The 15,871-nt window shown below is 72.5% G+C and carries 14 protein-coding genes; 7 read left to right on the forward strand and 7 right to left on the reverse strand.

Annotated features, from left to right (window positions below):
- The first annotated feature begins 19 nt into the window (after positions 1 to 19).
- The 3 genes from ACZ31C_RS18145 (at position 20) to ACZ31C_RS18155 (ending at position 4,115) form a co-directional block, all read left to right on the forward strand.
- A complete protein-coding gene (locus ACZ31C_RS18145) occupies positions 20 to 814 on the forward strand; it encodes an IclR family transcriptional regulator (protein WP_465796270.1) in 795 nt (264 codons plus the stop codon).
- 89 nt (positions 815 to 903) lie between these two features.
- On the forward strand, positions 904 to 1,770 hold the full coding sequence (locus ACZ31C_RS18150) for a PaaX family transcriptional regulator (RefSeq protein ID WP_465796271.1): 867 nt from the start codon (positions 904 to 906) through the stop codon (positions 1,768 to 1,770).
- 188 nt (positions 1,771 to 1,958) lie between these two features.
- Positions 1,959 to 4,115 carry a DUF6351 family protein gene (locus ACZ31C_RS18155; RefSeq protein ID WP_465796272.1) on the forward strand — a complete coding sequence of 719 codons (2,157 nt, stop codon included), beginning with the start codon at positions 1,959 to 1,961 and terminating at the stop codon, positions 4,113 to 4,115.
- 62 nt (positions 4,116 to 4,177) lie between these two features.
- On the opposite strand, the gene ACZ31C_RS18160 is transcribed toward ACZ31C_RS18155, so the two are convergent.
- Positions 4,178 to 4,639 carry a MarR family winged helix-turn-helix transcriptional regulator gene (locus tag ACZ31C_RS18160; protein WP_131052760.1) on the reverse strand — a complete coding sequence of 154 codons (462 nt, stop codon included), beginning with the start codon at positions 4,637 to 4,639 and terminating at the stop codon, positions 4,178 to 4,180.
- Positions 4,640 to 4,722: 83 nt separating this feature from the next.
- Here ACZ31C_RS18160 and ACZ31C_RS18165 point away from each other — a divergent pair, with 83 nt between their 5' ends.
- Genes ACZ31C_RS18165 through ACZ31C_RS18180 form a run of 4 tightly spaced genes read left to right on the forward strand, consistent with a single transcriptional unit; the run spans position 4,723 to position 8,624 of the window.
- Entirely contained in the window at positions 4,723 to 5,649 is a 927-nt protein-coding gene (locus ACZ31C_RS18165) for an SDR family oxidoreductase (protein WP_465796273.1), read from the forward strand.
- A gap of 24 nt (positions 5,650 to 5,673) precedes the next feature.
- Complete coding sequence (locus ACZ31C_RS18170; RefSeq protein ID WP_396745545.1) at positions 5,674 to 6,555, forward strand: amidohydrolase family protein; 882 nt, start codon at positions 5,674 to 5,676, stop codon at positions 6,553 to 6,555.
- 16 nt (positions 6,556 to 6,571) lie between these two features.
- Entirely contained in the window at positions 6,572 to 7,024 is a 453-nt protein-coding gene (locus ACZ31C_RS18175) for a MaoC family dehydratase (protein WP_449949452.1), read from the forward strand.
- Between the two features lie 58 nt (positions 7,025 to 7,082).
- A complete protein-coding gene (locus ACZ31C_RS18180; RefSeq protein ID WP_465796274.1) occupies positions 7,083 to 8,624 on the forward strand; it encodes an acyl-CoA synthetase in 1,542 nt (513 codons plus the stop codon).
- On the opposite strand, the gene ACZ31C_RS18185 is transcribed toward ACZ31C_RS18180, so the two are convergent.
- The 6 genes from ACZ31C_RS18185 to ACZ31C_RS18210 form a co-directional block, all read right to left on the reverse strand.
- The gene (locus ACZ31C_RS18185; RefSeq protein ID WP_465796275.1) at positions 8,530 to 9,417 is read right to left on the reverse strand and encodes a PaaX family transcriptional regulator; all 888 of its coding nucleotides are present in this window, start codon (positions 9,415 to 9,417) and stop codon (positions 8,530 to 8,532) included. The genes ACZ31C_RS18180 and ACZ31C_RS18185 overlap by 95 nt on opposite strands.
- A gap of 36 nt (positions 9,418 to 9,453) precedes the next feature.
- Entirely contained in the window at positions 9,454 to 10,254 is an 801-nt protein-coding gene (locus ACZ31C_RS18190) for an ABC transporter ATP-binding protein (protein ID WP_396745533.1), read from the reverse strand.
- Positions 10,247 to 11,071, reverse strand: coding sequence for an ABC transporter permease (locus ACZ31C_RS18195; RefSeq protein ID WP_465796276.1), 825 nt, complete (start codon positions 11,069 to 11,071; stop codon positions 10,247 to 10,249). Before ACZ31C_RS18195 ends, ACZ31C_RS18190 begins: the two co-directional genes overlap by 8 nt.
- Entirely contained in the window at positions 11,068 to 11,868 is an 801-nt protein-coding gene (locus ACZ31C_RS18200; RefSeq protein ID WP_350696835.1) for an ABC transporter permease, read from the reverse strand. The genes ACZ31C_RS18195 and ACZ31C_RS18200 overlap by 4 nt, the downstream gene beginning before the upstream one ends.
- A 66-nt stretch (positions 11,869 to 11,934) precedes the next feature.
- Positions 11,935 to 12,906, reverse strand: coding sequence for an ABC transporter substrate-binding protein (locus tag ACZ31C_RS18205; protein ID WP_465796277.1), 972 nt, complete (start codon positions 12,904 to 12,906; stop codon positions 11,935 to 11,937).
- A 153-nt stretch (positions 12,907 to 13,059) separates the two neighbouring features.
- Positions 13,060 to 15,849, reverse strand: coding sequence for a helix-turn-helix transcriptional regulator (locus tag ACZ31C_RS18210; RefSeq protein WP_465796278.1), 2,790 nt, complete (start codon positions 15,847 to 15,849; stop codon positions 13,060 to 13,062).
- Between the last annotated feature and the right edge of the window lie 22 nt (positions 15,850 to 15,871).

The following is a 15,871-nucleotide window of genomic DNA, read 5'->3' on the forward strand; positions in this document are numbered from 1 at the left end:
CGACGGGGATGATGGCGGGGTGCAGGCACGGCCCGGACGCTCGGTCACCAGCAAGGTGCTGGCGCTGCTCGACGCGTTCAGCCCCGGCGAACCGGCGCTGACCCTGAGCGAACTGGCCCGGCGGGCCGAGCTGCCGCTACCCACCGCGTACCGCCGGGTCGCCGAACTGGTGGCCTGGGGCGCGCTGGAACGGGGTGACGACGCCCGCTACCGGGTCGGCCTGCGCCTGTGGGAGATCGGTTCGCTGGCGCCGCGCGGGCTGGGGCTGCGCGAGCTGGCGCTGCCGGTGCTGGAGGACCTGTACGAGGTGACCCACGAGAACGTCCAGCTCGCCGTCCGGCAGGACCTCGAACTCGTCTTCATCGAGCGGATCGCCGGACGGCACGCGGTGCCGGTGCTGACCCGGGTCGGCGGTCGCTTCGCGCTGCACGCCACCGGTGTCGGGCTGGTGCTGCTGGCGCACGCGCCGGCGCAGGTGCAGGAGCGGGTCCTCGCCGCGCCGCTTACGCGGTACACCGAGCTGACCGTCACCGATCCGGTGCGGTTGCGCCGCCAGCTCGCCGAGGTGCGCCGCGCCGGGTACGCGATCAGCGACCGGCAGGTCACCATGGACGCCCTCTCCGTCGCCGCGCCGATCGCCGGGCCGGACGGGGTGGTGGCGGCGATCTCGCTGGTGGTGGCGTACGACCGAGCCGATCCGCTGGCACTGGCGCCGCTGGTGCAGGCGGCCGGTCGGGTGGTCTCCCGGTCGCTGGGTCGCCCGTCCGCGTCGACCCGGCCGGGGCCGTTACCCCGACGTCCCCCTACGCAGTAGCTTGTCCGGGTGCGTGTTCTCCCCTCTCCGGCCCGTCGTCCCGGCCCGACCGGGTCGCCCGGTGGCCCGCCGTGTTGACCGAGGGCAGGGTGCGGCAGCCGGAGCCCACCACGCCGTCGGATCGGGCGGCGGTGGGTCGGGCCCGGGCACAGCGGCTGCTGGTGACGCTGCTCGGTGACCACTGGCATGCCGGCCGGTCCCCGCTGCCCTCCGGCGGGCTGGTCGCGGTGCTCGCCGAGTTCGGCATCGCCCCGGCCAACGCCCGTGCCACGCTCGCCCGCCTGACCCAGCGCGGCATGCTCGAACGCACCAAGGAGGGCCGGCGGACCAGCTACCGGCTGACCGAGTCGGCGTCGCAGACCCTGCGCCGGGGTGCCCGACGCATCTTCGCCAGCAGCGACTCAGACGACTGGGACGGCATCTGGACGCTGCTCGCCTTCACGCTGCCGGTGGACGACGCGCACCAGCGCCGGCTGCTGCGGGCCCGGCTGCGCTGGCTGACGTTCTGGCCGTTGTACGACGCGACCTGGGTGACCCCGCACGACCGGTTCGACGAGGTGTACGAGCAGCTCGGCGAGTTGGGCGTCACCGACGCCGTGGTGCTGCGCTCGCGGGACGTCGAGCTGCTGCCGAGCACCCGCGCCCGGCTGGAGGCGGCCTGGCGCATCGACGTGCTCGCCGACGGCTACCAGCGATTCCTAGAACGCCACCGGACGGTGGCACGGCGGGCCGAGGCCGGTGCGCTGGGCCCGTCGGCGGCGCTGGTCGCGCGGACCGAGCTGGTCAACGACTGGCGGGCGCTGGTGGGCGACGATCCCGACCTGCCGGCCCGGTTCCTGCCGCCGTCCTTCCCTCGCGCGCAGGCGCGGGTGATGTTCCTACGCACCGCGCAGACCCTGGCCGAGCCGGCGCAGCAGCGCTTCGAGGAACTCGTCCGCACTCCCGAGCGGGGCTGACCGGACTTCCGCGCGGGGCTGACCGGACTTCCGCGCGGGGCTGAGCAGAGCCGACGACGCCGCCGATCTTCGCCATCCATAGATACGATGCAGAATCGTTGACGCGCGATCAGATTTCGCATTATGTTCGCCACACGTGCCTGACCAGCAGGTCCAGCCGTCCGTCTCCGGCTGAAAGGGGTCCCGTCATGCCCACCGATCGACCTCAGGAGCGCACCAGACCACGATCCTGGAAGGGAGCGCTGGCCGTGGCCGCCACGGCGGCGCTGCTCGCCGGCTCCACCGCCCCGGCCCTCGCCGCACCGCCACCCCACGCCGGTCCCGCCGACCGCGACTTCGAGGTGACCGTCCTGTCCGGACGGGCCGACACCGTCAGCGGCGGTGACGCGCTGGTGCGCGTCGCGGTGCCGCGCACCGTACCCCCGCACCACGTGAAGATTCGGCTCGACGGCCGGGACGTCACCGACCGGTTCCGGGCCACCGACGACAAGCGCACGCTGCTCGGTCTCGTGGACGGGCTGGCGCTGGGCGCCAACGAGCTCGAGGTCCGCGCGAACGGGCAGGGCCACGGCCGCCCCCGCGCCACGCTGACCCTGCGCAACCATCCGGCCGCCGGGCCGGTCATCTCCGGCCCGCACATCCCGCTGTTCTGCACCGCGTCGGGCAACCCGTGGAACCTGGGCCCGGTGGACGCGGACTGCCACGTGGCGCAACCCCGGGTCACCTACCAGTACCGCACCACCGCCGGGAACTTCGTCGCGCTGCCGGACGGCCCGCTCCCGGCCGACGTCGCCACCACCACGACCAGCGACGGCCGCACCGTGCCGTACGTGGTCCGGGTCGAGCGCGGCACCATCAACCGCGCGGTGTACGAGATCGCCCTGCTACACCAGCCGGGCACCGCGTCGCCCGACCCGTGGACGACCACCGACGGGTGGAACGACCGACTGGTCTACACCTTCGGCGGCGCCTGCGGCATCGGCTACACCCAGGCCACCAGCACCGGCGGGGTGATGAACCACAGCCTGCTCAGCCGGGGCTACGCGGTCGCCAGCGCGACGTTCAACGTCTTCGCCAACAACTGCAACGACGTCACCTCCGCCGAGACCGCGATGATGGTCAAGGAGCACTTCGTCGAGTCGTACGGGGTGCCGCTGTTCACCATGGGCTGGGGCGGCTCGGCCGGCACCATGCAGCAGTTGCTGATCTCCAACGCGTATCCGGGCATCCTGGACGGGGTGATCGGCCAGATCGGCTACCCGGACGAGCGCTCGGTGACCATCACCGGGCACGAGTGCCGGTTCATCACCCAGGCGGCCCCGGCGGCCGGGCTGTCCACCGCCCAGCGCACCGCGGTGACCGGCTTCGCCAGCCCGAACACCTGTGGCGGCTACCAGAACTTCGACAGCGTCGACTGGCCCGCCACCTGCCCGAGCCACGTCCCCGCCGGGCTGCGCTACCACCCGGTGACCAACCCGGACGGCATCCGCTGCGCGATGGCGGACTTCATCTCCAACGTGTACGGCGTCGACCCGGCGAGCGGCGCCGGACGGCCGATCGTCCCGGACACCGTCGGCGTGCAGTACGGGCTGCGCACCCTGGACGCCGGGGTGATCAGTCCGGAGCAGTTCGTCCGGCTCAACGAGGGCATCGGCGGCCTGGACGTGGAGGGCAACCGCACCCCGCACCGCACCTCGGCGAACGTCGACGCGATCGAGGTGGCGTACGCGACCGGGCGCGTCAACCAGTTCGACGGCGGCCTGGGGTGGACGCCGATCATCGAGACGCGGGGCTACACCGACCCGAGCGGCGACTTCCACGACCGCTTCCGCTCCTGGACCATGCGGGAGCGACTGCTCGCCGCCAACGGCCACACGGACAACCACATCAGTGTCACCAGCGCGTCCGGGGCGGCCGCCTCGACGAGTCAGACCCAGGCGCTGGTGGACATGGACGCCTGGTTGACCGCCCGGACGGCGTTGGCGGCGAGCCGGCCGCACCTGGACGAGGCGGCACTGACCCGGCTCTCCCGTCCGGCCGGGCTGGCGGACCACTGCGTCGCGGCGGACGGGGAGCGGATCGTCGAGACGTTGACGCTCGACCCGGCGGCCCGGTGCAACCAACTCTTCCCGTTCCACCGCAACCCGCGCGTGGAGGCGGGCGGGCCGACCAGTTCCGCCGTGCTCAAGTGCCGGCTCGCGCCGCTGGACCGGGCGGCGTACGGCGTCGACTTCACCGACGAGCAGTGGCAGCGGTTGCGGGCGGTCTTCCCGGACGGGGTCTGTGACTGGTCCCGGCCCGGCGTCGGTCAGGTCCCGCTGACCGGCACCTGGATCCGCTTCTGAGCGCACCGGTGTCGGGCGGCGTCATCCGGCGTCGCCCGGCACCGGCTCGGTCCGACACCGGCTCAGTCCGGGAAGGCGAGCAGGCGCAGCAGTTGCGCCAGCCGGGCGTGGTCCTCGGGGGTGACCGCGGCCAGCAACCCCAGCTCCACGGCGTGCGCGGAGGACTGGGCGCGGGCGAACAGCTCGCGCCCCTCGTCCGTGGCGACCAGGACGTTGGCGCGCCGATCGGCGGGGTCGGTGCGGCGCTCGACCAGGCCGCGTCTCTCCAGGTCGTCGATGAGCGCCACCACCTGGCTCGGGTCCAGCCGGAGGAACTCGGCCAGCTCCCGTTGGGTGGGGCGGGTGTCGTCGGCGGCCAGCGCGAGCACCGAGTACGAGCGGGCCTTCAGGCCGTGTTCGGCCAGGGCGGCGTTGGCCGCGGCGAGGGTGAGCGCGTTGGCGCGCACCAGCAGGAAGCTCAGATCCCGGCCGAGCACGCTGTCCCGCAGGCCGTCGGCCGGTCGGGCTCTCTCGGGAGGGGGCACGGCGACGATGATAGCAAGCCTCACCAATAATTGACTTTCTCAACGATTCATGTTCCGATCGATCTCGACGCGAAGGAGTGCCCATGTCCCTGGACGGCAAAGTCGCAATCGTCACCGGAGCCGGACGCGGTCTCGGCCTCGCCTACGCCCGCCAGTTGGCGGAGCGGGGCGCCGCGGTCGTGGTCAACGACGTGGACGAGCAGGCGACCGCCGACGCCGTCGCGGCGATCCGGGCGGCCGGCGGACGTGCCGTCGCGGTGGTCGCACCGGTCGGCCCCACCGAGACCGCGCAGGCCCTGGTCGCCACCGCGGTCGAGAGCTTCGGTCGGCTCGACATCCTGGTCACCAACGCCGGAGTACTACGCGACACGGTGCTCTGGAAGATGACCGACGAGGACTTCGACACCGTGATCGGCGTGCACCTGCGCGGCACCTTCACCACCGTGCGCGAGGCCGTGCGGCACATGCGCCAGGCCGGCGAGGGCGGGCGGATCATCTGCATCGGCTCCCCCACCGGCCAACGCGGCACCTTCGGCCAGACCAACTACGCGGCCGCCAAGGCCGGCATCGTCGGCATGGTCCGGACCTGGGCGTTGGAGCTCAAGCGGGCTGGCATCACGGTCAACGCCGTCGTCCCGGTCGCCGCGACCGCGATGACCGCCACCGTCCCCTACTTCGCCGCCGCGGTCCGCGCCGAGGCCGCCGGTGAGCCGATGCCCGCCTTCTTCCGGCACGACCTCGGCTTCGGCACCTCCGACGACGTGGCCGGGTTGGTCGCCTTCCTCGGCTCCGACAGCGCCGCCGAGGTGACCGGCCAGGTGATCGGCGTGGGCGGCGACCGGATCCAGATCTGGACCCACCCGGAGGTCGCGCTCACCGCCCACCACGAGGGCGGCTGGTCGTACGACGCGCTGGTCACCGCGTGGCCGACCGAGTTCGCCGGTGCGCTGCGCAGCGTCGGCGAGCGCTTCCCTGAGTTGCCCGAGGAGTTCCGCGACACCGCCTCCTGACCCGCCGGACGAAGGTTCCCGAGCATGTACCAGCCCGCGATCGACCTGGACGCCGTCACCGCGATCGACATGCACGTACACATCGAGATCGACGACCACGGCCACGCCTCGCTGCCCGATCCGCTCGTCGCCGCCGCCTCGAAGTACTTCCGCACCGACGGCCCGCGTCCGGCGGTGGACGCGGTCGCGCAGTACTACCGCGAACGGAACATGGCGGCCGTGGTGTTCAGCGTCGACGCGCGGACGCAACTGGCGCACCCGCCGCTGTCCAGCGCCGACATCGCCCGTGCCGCCGCCCAGCACGCCGACGTGCTCGTGCCGTTCGGCTCGGTCGACCCGCGCACCGGCGAGGCGGCTTTGGAACTCGCCGCCCGGCTGATCGAGGACGAGGGCGTACGCGGGTTCAAGTTCCACCCCACCGTGCAGGGCTTCGACCCGAGCCACGAGGAGTACGCGCCGCTGTGGGGCCTGATCGAGAAGGCGGGACTGCCGGCGTTGTTCCACACCGGGCAGACCGGCATCGGCGCGGGACTGCCCGGCGGCTACGGCTTCCGGCTCGGGCTGTCCAACCCGATGCTGCTCGACCCGGTCGCCGCCGAGTTCCCGGACCTCCAGATCATCATGGCCCACCCGTCGGTGCCGTGGCAGGACGAGGCGCTGTCGGTGGCGACGCACAAACCGAACACCTGGATCGACCTGTCCGGCTGGAGCCCGAAGTATTTCCCGGCCGAGCTGGTGCGCTACGCCAACTCGATCCTCAAGAGCCGGGTGCTCTTCGGCACCGACTACCCGCTGCTCACCCCGGACCGCTGGCTGCGGGACGTGGCGAGCACCGACCTCAAGCCCGACGTGCTGCCCGGCATCCTGAAGGACAACGCCGCCCGGCTGCTGCGCCTGGCCGGATGACGACGGAAGGACACCCGTGACCACCACCATCGCCTACGACCAGCTCGCCGGCCTCGGCGGCACCGACCTCGGGCACACCGAGTACCGGACCGTCACCCAGGACCAGATCGACCTGTTCGCCGACGCGACCGACGACCACCAGTGGATCCACGTCGACCCGGAACGCGCCAAGGACGGCCCGTTCGGTGCGCCGATCGCCCACGGCTTTCTCACCCTCTCCCTCGCCGTGCCGTTCTGGACGGAGTTGCTCGACGTGACCGGCGTGTCCACGAAGGTGAACTACGGCCTGGACAAGGTGCGCTTCCCGGCACCGGTGCGGGTCGGGTCGCGGGTCCGGATGCGGGCCGTCGTCGCCGAGGTCACCGAGGTGGCGGGCGGCTACCAGATCGCCGTCGACCAGACCATCGAGATCGACGGCGGGGGCAAGCCCGCCGTCGTCGCGCGGGGGATCTACCGCTTCTACGCCTGACCTGCCGGGACCACAGCCGCCCGGCCACCCACCGCCCTCCACCACCAGGAGACTGCTGATGCACCACCAAGGGATCGGCGGCTGGCTGGCCAAGCGCCGACTCAAGTCACCGGAGAAGATCGCGCTCGTCCACGGCGAGCAGGCGACCATGACGTACCGGCAGCTCGCCGACGCCACGGACGGTGTCGCGGCGGCGCTGCGGCATCTCGGCGTCGGCAAGGGGGACACCGTCGCGTACCTGGGTGAGAACAGCCCCCAGTTCCTCCAGGTGATGTTCGGGACCACCCGGCTGGGCGCCGCCTTCGTGCCGGTCAACACCCGGCTGGCGACTCCCGAGATCACTCACGTGCTCAGCGACAGCGGTGCCCGGGTGCTGGTCCACGACCCCGAGTTCACCGCCCGGGTGGCCTCGGTCGCGGCGGCGTCCCGGCCGTCGCACGTGGTGCCGACCGGCCCCGGGAGCGCGGAGGCCCCGGGCCTCGATCGGCTGGCCGAGACCGCGCCCCGGGACGACGCGCCCGAACGGATCACCATGCGGGACCCGGCCGCGATCGTCTACACGTCGGGCACGACCGGGCGGGCCAAGGGCGCCGTGCTGACCCACGGCAACCTGACCTGGACGGCGCTGAACTGCATCGTCGACTACGACGTGGTGTCCACCGACATCGCCCTGATGATCTCGCCGCTGTTCCACGTCGCCTCGCTCGGCATGGGCGCGCTGCCGATCCTGCTCAAGGGCGGCACCCTGGTGCTGGAGAAGGGTTTCGAGCCGGGACGCGCGCTCGCCCAGATCGCGCGGCACGGCGTCACCATGCTCAGCGGCGTGCCGACCACCTTCCAGCTGATGGCCGACCACCCGGACTGGGCCACCACCGACCTGTCCACCCTGGGCAAGCTCACTTGCGGCGGATCGGCGGTGCCGGTCCGGGTGCTCAACGCGTACGAGGAGCGGGGCCTGTCGTTCTCGCAGGGCTACGGCATGACCGAGGCGTCACCGGGAGCCACCTCGCTGCCGCCGGCCATGACCCGGGCGAAGCAGGGCAGCGTGGGCCTGCCGCACTTCTTCACCGAGGTACGCGTCGCCGACACCGACGGCGGCCCGGCTCCCGCCGGCAGCATCGGCGAGATCGAGATCGCCGGCCCGAACGTGTTCCGGGGCTACCACCGGATGCCCGAGGCGACGGCCGGCGCGTTCACCACGGACGGCTGGTTCCGCTCCGGTGACCTCGGCTACCTGGACGACGACGGCTACCTGCACATCGCGGGCCGCCTCAAAGACATGATCATCTCGGGTGGGGAGAACATCTACCCGGCCGAGATCGAGCTGCTGCTCGGCGAGATCGACGGGGTGACCGGTGTGGCGGTCATCGGCGTCCCGGACGAGCGCTGGGGCGAGGTGCCCTGGGCGATCATGACGATCCGGGCGGGTGTCGCCGTGGACGTCGACACCGTCCGCGACTTCCTGGACGGCAAGGTGGCCCGTTACAAGCTGCCCAAGAACGTCGTCATCGTGAACGAACTGCCGCGGACCGCGTCGGGGAAGGTGCGGAAGGCGGACCTGCGGAGCCGCTTCGGCGGGTGGTGGCAGCGCGAGTGGTGACCAGCGCGGCGAACTCCGCGGCGGAGGCGTCGGCCAACCGTTCGTGCATCCGTCGGTAGACCTGCGTCGACCGGGCGGCCGGCCACTGCGCGTCCATGAACTCGCGCGGTAGTCGCGGATCGGCGCGCAGCAACGCGAGCCAGTCCGCCACCAGCATCGTGCGGACGGTGAGCGCGCTGGGTGCCTGCGTCGCCGCCTCCGGGTCCTCCCACACCTCGATGAACGCCAGGTGCTCGCGCCGGATCGCCTCGATGTCCCAGGCGGCCCGGACGCTCTCGGCGATCGGGAACCCGGCCAGTTCGCGGGCGTGGAAGGCGATCACCGTGTTCGGCGGCAGGTCCTGACACAGCGGCTCCAGGGACCCGGCGAGGTCGACCTCGCCGGGCGCCAGCCACAGCCCGTCGCGCAGCGGCGCGAAGCCCTCCCAGGTCAGCGTGGACCGCAGCCGGTGACGCAGGGTCCGCTGCCCCTCCGGGATGGTGAACGTGACGAGGGTCCAGCCGGTGCCCTGCGGATCGAACGGGCGTGGGCCACGGACCCGCTCGGTCGCCTCGCGCAGCACCGCCACGCCGTGCTCGGTGAGCGAGAACTGGATCTCCCGGCCGCTCTTGCTGCGGGCGAGGATGCCGGTCTGCACGAGCCGGTCGAGGGTGGCCCGGGTCGCCGGGGCGGCGACCCCCGCCCCCTCCAGCACCCCGATCAGGACACTGGCGCGAACCGGCCCCGGATCGTCGTCGACGACGTGTTCACCGAAGAATGCGAGCAGCAGTTGCTTCGGCTGACGACTGCGCACAGTCCTCCCTCTCGGACGGCTCCGACCTGGCCACGGTCACGGGGCGACGGTCTGGGCGCCCTTGGCGCGCCGGATCTGGTCGTAGACGTGGGTCCGCAGCTCCGTGAAGCGGGGTAGCGCGCGAGTCGTGATCTGGTCACGCTCCGGCGGCAGGTCGATGGCGAGATCCTCCTGCACCCAGGTCGGCGACTTGGACAATACTAGAACCCGTTCGCCCAGGTAGACCGACTCGTCGATGTCGTGGGTAACGAAGACAATCGATATTTTGCGGGTCGCGTGCAGCTCCCGCACCAGGTCCTCCAGGTCCGCCCGGGTCTGGGCGTCGACCGCCGCGAACGGCTCGTCCATGATCAGCACTTCCGGCTCGTACGCGACCGCCCGGGCGATCGCCACCCGCTGCTGCATGCCGCCGGAGAGCTGCCAGGGGTGGCTGCGGGCGGCGTGCCCGAGGCCCACCGCCTCGATCGCGTCGGTGACCAGCCGCTCGCGCGCCGCCCGGGACAACTTCTTGTGCCGCAACGGCAGTTCGACGTTGCCCCGCACGGTCAGCCACGGATAGAGGCTGCGGCCGTACTCCTGGAAAACGACGGCCATGGCGGGACTCGGGCCGGTCACCGGGGTCCCGTGCATCTCGACCAGCCCGCCGGTGGGCCGCAGCAACCCGGCCAGGCATTTCAGCAGCGTGGTCTTGCCGCAGCCGGAGGGGCCGACGATGCAGACGAGTTCACCGGCGGCCATGGTGAAGCTGACGTCCCCGATCGCCTCGACGTCGCCGGACGCGGACTCGTACACCTTCCGTAGGTGCTCCACCTTGAGCAACATGTCCCGCTCAGGCACGGTTGACCTCCCTGATTCCGTGGTACCAACGCAGCACCCGCCGTTCGACGACACCGAAGGTCACGGCGAGCAGGACGCCGACGAGGCCGAGCAGGAGGATGCCGCTCCACATCTCGGCGATGAGGTAGTTCCGCTGGAAGTACGCGATCCGGTAGCCCAACCCGGCGGACGAGGCGAACATCTCCGAGATCACCATCAGGATCAGCGCCACCGAGAGCCCCTGCCGGACGCCGGCCATGATGCGCGGGCTCGCCGCCGGCAGCACGAGGAAGCGCAGCCGCTCCCACCAGGTGATCCGGAACGAGTCGGCGGTCTCGGACATGACGCTGTCGGTGGCCCGGACACCGTCGATGGTGTTCAGCAGGATCGGCCAGACGGCGCCGGAGACGATGACCACCACCTTCATCGTGTCGGTGATGCCCAGCAGCAGCATCACCACCGGGATCAGCACCGGCGGGGGGATGGCCCGGAAGAACTCCAGCAGCGGCTCCAGCAGTTCGCTCAGCCACCGGAACAGTCCGATGAGCGTGCCGAGGGCGACGCCGATCACGATCGACGCGGCGATGCCGAGCACGAGTCGATAGAGGCTGGGCAGCACGTCGTGGACGAAGGCGGGGCCGACCCAGGTCTCCCGGAACGCCTCGCCGATGGTGAGCGGGCCGGGGAAGAACCGGTTCGTCGACACCGTCGACGCCGCACCCCAGACCACCAGGAGCAGGAAGGGCAGCCCGAGCGAGTAGAGGAAGCCCGACGCGACGCGGGACGCGACATCACGCCCGCGCGGCCGGGCGGCGATCCGTTCGGCGCGCGCGGTCATCGGGGCTCCTCGCCTCGGACGGACTGGTGCCAGGACAGTGACCGCCGCTCGACGAACCGGAAGACGAGGTTCACCAGCAGCCCGAGCAGGCCGGTGACCACCACCAGGGCGTACAGGCCGACCGCGTCACCGGCCGAGCGGGACAGCTCGATCATGCGTCCCAACCCGGGGTTGCCGATCACCATCTCCGAGGTGATGGCGAGGATGAGCGCCACCGCCGCGCCCAGCCGGACACCCGTCATCAGGTACGGCAGGGTGGTCGGCAGCACGAGATAGGTCAGGCGCTCGCGCCGGGTGAGCCGGAAGCTGCGCGCGGTGTCCCGGGCCACCGCGTCGACGTCCGCCACGCCATAGATGACCTGCACGAACACCTGCCAGAAGGACGCGTAGATGATGATCACGAGCGCGGCCTTCATCTGGATGCCGAACATCAGCACGGCCAGCGGGATGAGTGCCACCGAGGGGATCGGGCGCAGGAACTCGACCATCGTGTGGGTCGCGCGACGCAGGACGGGCACCAGCCCGACGAGGGTGCCCAGGACGACCGCGGCGACCGTCGCCACGGTCAGCCCGATCGCCCACGAGGTCATGGTGTGACCGAGCCGCCGCCAGAAGGCGACGTCGCGGAACTCCTCGGCGAGCCGGACGAGCACGTCCGTGACGTACGGCAGGTACTGCGAGTTGACCAGGCCGAGCGTCGGCACCAACTGCCAGACGACGAGGAATCCCACCAGACCTGCGGCGCCCAGCAGCACCTTGCGTGGCGGGCGGGTCCGCCGGATGGATGACACGTGCATGTCGCTCCCGTGGTCGGCGGCGACGCCCTCCCCGGCGGTCGGCCGGGAAGGGCGGGACCGCGAGGGCTACTGCTGCTGGATGAGACGGTCGAAGTTCGGCTGCCGATCGAGCACCTGGTACTTGCCGGCGAGCGTGGCGAGCGTGGTCAGGCTCTCCCGGTCCAGGTCCCAGCCGAACTCGGGCAGTCGTACCGAGTCCGCCACCGGCTCGGGAAGCTGCAAATTGTCCTTGATGGCCTGCCGGACGTCCGCCTCGTTGGCGGGGTCCTGCGCCCACTGGAGCGTCTCCTTCATCGCCGTCGAGAAGGCGGCGATCAGCTCGGCGTCGGACTCGGTACGCTCCTTCGTGGTGATCGTGGTCAGCGTGGCGAGCCCCGGGACGACCTCCTGATAGGGCGCGACCACGAAGGCGTCCCCCCGGCCGCGCAGCTGCGTGACGAACGGCTCCGGCACCCAGGCGGCGTCGATGTTGCCGGCCTCCAACTGGGCCGGCGCGTCCGGGAACGCGACCTCGACGAACCTGATGGTGGACGGGTCACCGCCGTCCTTCTCCACCGCGGCCATGATGGTCACGTCACCGGCCGCGCCCAGACTGTTCACCGACACCCGCTTCCCGGCGAGCTGAGCGGGCCGGGTGATGCCCGACGCCGCGGACGCCACGACGGCGTTGATGTCGTCGCCCTCGGCGTACGAGGACGCGTAGTTGCCGATCATCACCACGCCGAGGTCCTGCAGGTCGGCCCGGAACGGACCGAACGGCTGGCCGATGGCGAACTCGATGTCACCGTTGATCAGCGCCGGAATCGCCTGGGCACCGCCCTGCGCGGGCAGCACCTCGACCCCCAGCCCGTGCTTGGCGAAGATGCCCGCCTTGATGCCGCCCCACAGCGCGGCGGTCTCGGTGATGGGTAGCGCCGCGACCCGCACCTGGCGCAGGTCGCCGTCGGACGGCTCGGTGCCGGTCGCGTCGGAGTCGGTACATGCGGTGAGGGCGATCGCGACGGCGGCGACCAACCCGAAAGTGATGACCTTCTTCATGGACGGGGCCCTTCCTGGGCGGGGGCGGTGGGGTGCGTCGACACGGCGGATGCCTCGAAGGTGCGGACGCGTTCGGGTGTGAGTGGGGTCACCCTGCCGTGGTGGCCATGTTCAGTCACCCGAGCACCAGATGTCAAGAATTTCTGACGCCCGTCATGAATAGGTTGAATATTGCGGTGGTGTCCCGTCCAACGCGCGGGTCAGCTCGGTACGCGACCGCACGCCGAGCCGGTGGAATACGTTGCGCAGGTGATGGTCGACGGTCCGGGTGGACAGGAACATCCGATCGGCGATCTCCCGGTTGGTGGCGCCCTCGGCGACCAGCCGCGCGATGCGGAGCTGCTGGCCGGTGAGCAGCCGTTCGGCCGGGCGCTGCGGCACACCGACCGACTCCCCCGCCGCCCGCAGCTCGGCCGTCGCCTGCTCGGCCCAGGTCTGCGCGCCGAGCAGCACGAACGCCTGCCGGGCGCGGTGCAGGTACGCCCGGGCGTCGCGCGGTCGACGGCGACGCCGCAGTTCCCGGCCGAACAGCAGCTCGGTGCGGGCCCGCTCGAAGGTGGCGACGTCGGCCGGGTGCAGTCGCAGGGCGGCCCGGAACGATTCCTCCGCCTCGGTGCTGCCCCGGGGCGCCAGCAGCGCGTGGCACCGCGCGGAGAGAGCCCGTCGCGACGAGCTGGTGGTACTGCCGACCCAGCGGTCGAAGACCGCCAGCGCGGCGTGGGCCTGCGCGGGACGACCGGCGCAGGCGGCGGCCTCCACCAGATGCGGCGTCGCCATCACCTGCACCAGGACCTGACCCCGGCCGGTGCCCGGGCGGGCCAGCGAGGTGAGCCGGTCGGCAGCGTCGGCGTACCGGCCGTCCACCAGGTCGAGCACGGACAACGCCCACTGGGCCAGCGCGTACGGGCGGCTGCCCGGCGCGGCGCTGTCCCCGATCTCGGCCACGTACCGCAGGCCGGCGTCCCGGTCGGCACGGACCGCGGCGAGCACGGCGAGCAGACCGAGGTGCACCCCCGCGCTGGCATGCTGGTCACCGGAGCGGGCCAGCAGGAGCCCCTCACGGCAACTGTGTGCCGCCGCGTCGTGCCGGCCCAACCAGTACTCGCTCATCGCCCGCAGTTCCAGGGCGCGCGGCAGCAGGCACACCTCGCCCCGGGTCCGGGCCAGTTCCACCGCGCGGTCGGCGAGCCGGTGCGCGGCGGCGTCCACCGCCACCAGCAGGCCGGCGACGGCCGCGCCGGTCAGCGCGGTCGGGGTGAGGGCGACGCCGGACCGGCCGCCCAGGACGACCGCCCGGCGCAGCAGCGGCCCACCGCGCGCGTGTTCGCCCCGCAGTGTCGCGGCGACTCCGGCGACCAGGGTGGTCAGTAGTTCCGCCTCCGGGTCCTCGGTGTCGCGACGCTTCGCGGCCGGGTGGCGGGCGACCTCGGCGTAGCGGTACTGCTCCCCGGAGAAGCACACCGCCTCGCCGGCCCGCAGCAGGGCGAGCCGGGCCGCCGCGCGATCGGTGCCGGTCAGCGCGTCGGCGGCGGCCAGCAGCACGGGCAGCGCGGTGGACGGCGTGCCGCAGCGCAGCCGTATCTCGCCGCGCAGCAGGGCGGACCGGCCGCCGAGAGCGACCTCCCGGGGCGTGACCGGTCCACCGAGCCCGGCGCCCTCCGGCGGGTCGGGCAGCGCCCGCAGCAGGGCGCGGGCCTGGCCGGTGCGCCCGATCGTCCAGGCATGACGGGCGGCGGTGAGCCGCCGCTCGGCGGCCAGCGCCGGGTCGTCGGTCAGCTCGGCGGCCCGGGCCAGCGCCGCCGCCGTGTCGACCGAGTACCCGCCGTCGTCGGCGACCGCCACCAGATCGGCGGCCAGCACCGGGTCCGGGGCGTCGGTGGCGGCGGCCCGGTGCAGCGCGCGGCGCAGCCGCTGACCGGGGGCGCCGCAGGCAGCGGCGAGCAGCAGGTGCGCCGTCCGCCGCTCGGTCGCCGAGGCGGTGGCCTCGACCATCGCGCGGGCGAGCGGTCGGGGGAAGGTGACGTCGCCGTACGGGCCGGTCCGCACCAGCCCCGCCGTCTCGGCCGGGGCCAGCGCCTCGACGGCCGTGCCGGCGGTCCGGGCGGCTCGGGCCAGCACGCCGGAGCCGATGTCGGCGGCGAGCGCGGTCAGCAGCAGGACGCGTCGGGTGTCGGCGGGCAGCCGGTCCAGCATGGCCCGGTACGCGCGGCCGAGGTTGCCGTCTGCGGGCGGCGCGCCGGGCAACGGCTCGCGCCCGAGCCACTGGCCCCGGGTGAGCGCGTCGGCCAGGTCCACCAAGGCCTGGGGATTGCCGGCGCCGATCGCGGCCAACGTGGCGAGCACCGAGTCCGGCGGTGGTCCGGGGCACCGGGCGGCGAGCAGCGCACGACTGGCGGTCTCGTCCAGCGGCGGCAGCCGACGGCTGGGAATCCCGGCCAGCGGACTGCCGTCACCGGCGGTGAGCAGGAGCGTGACCGGCAGGTGCCGCAGCCGCCGGGCCACGAAGGCCAGGATCCGGGCGGTCGGCGCGTCCCCGGTGTCCAGGTCGTCCATCGTGCACAGCAGCGGGCGCTCCCGCGCGGCACGGCCCAGCAGTCCGAGGACGGCCACGGTGAGGGTGAGCCGGTCGCCGTCGCCGCAGCCGTCCCCGGTCAGCGCGCGGTGCAGCACCCGACGCTGCCGCTCGGGCAGGTCGGCGGCGTGGTCGCGGACCGGATCGAGCAGCCGTTGCAGGCCCGCGTAGGGCAGCTCGGCCTCGTCGGCCAGTCCGGCCGCGCTGAGCACCGTCCGGTCGGCGGCGTGCCGGTGGGCGTACGCCAGCAGGGTGGTCCGGCCCGCGCCGGGCTCGCCGTGCAGCAGCAGGGCCGCCCCCGGTGGTGTCGCGAGCAGGTCCCGGATCTGCCGACACTCGTGTTGCCGACCGCAGATGAAGGTTATTTGCACTCGTGATGCATTAACCATGCAT

It is taken from the genome of Micromonospora sp. NPDC023869 (assembly GCF_055559695.1).

Bases quoted from the DNA above. Each gene is read 5' to 3' on its own strand.
- ACZ31C_RS18180 (WP_465796274.1), top strand. From the start codon at position 7,083: ATGCACCACCAAGGGATCGGCGGCTGGCTGGCCAAGCGCCGACTCAAG.
- ACZ31C_RS18200 (WP_350696835.1), bottom strand. From the start codon at position 11,868: ATGCACGTGTCATCCATCCGGCGGACCCGCCCGCCACGCAAGGTGCTG.
- ACZ31C_RS18155 (WP_465796272.1), top strand. From the start codon at position 1,959: ATGCCCACCGATCGACCTCAGGAGCGCACCAGACCACGATCCTGGAAG.
- ACZ31C_RS18165 (WP_465796273.1), top strand. From the start codon at position 4,723: ATGTCCCTGGACGGCAAAGTCGCAATCGTCACCGGAGCCGGACGCGGT.
- ACZ31C_RS18170 (WP_396745545.1), top strand. From the start codon at position 5,674: ATGTACCAGCCCGCGATCGACCTGGACGCCGTCACCGCGATCGACATG.
- ACZ31C_RS18205 (WP_465796277.1), bottom strand. From the start codon at position 12,906: ATGAAGAAGGTCATCACTTTCGGGTTGGTCGCCGCCGTCGCGATCGCC.
- ACZ31C_RS18195 (WP_465796276.1), bottom strand. From the start codon at position 11,071: ATGACCGCGCGCGCCGAACGGATCGCCGCCCGGCCGCGCGGGCGTGAT.